This is a genomic window from Streptobacillus notomytis, from assembly GCF_001902585.1.
Lineage (GTDB): Bacteria > Fusobacteriota > Fusobacteriia > Fusobacteriales > Leptotrichiaceae > Streptobacillus > Streptobacillus notomytis.
This window is the reverse complement of sequence record NZ_LKKV01000062.1, coordinates 1-204: the sequence shown is the minus strand read 5'-3', so window position 1 is coordinate 204 and position 204 is coordinate 1. Positions and strand designations below refer to the sequence as shown.

The window sequence follows — 204 nt, the reverse complement described above, 5'->3', positions numbered from 1 at the left end:
GAATAAATTAGCATTATCTGAAGCTGTAATAGCTGAGATTATGAATCCTGAATGTGCTGCAGATTTTTATAGACATACAAGTAAAGTTATGCCACATGTTTCTAAAGAAGATTATGCAAAAGTTGATTTATCTGATTTAGATAAAAAAGCTATAAACGCCGTTATAGATGGATATGAAGTATCTGTTTCAAGACCATTATTTAA

General features: G+C 29.4%; 1 pseudogene. It reads left to right on the top strand.

From position 1 onward, the window contains the following. Positions 1-204: pseudogene (locus BUE91_RS02025) on the top strand (sugar ABC transporter substrate-binding protein); the annotation flags it as partial.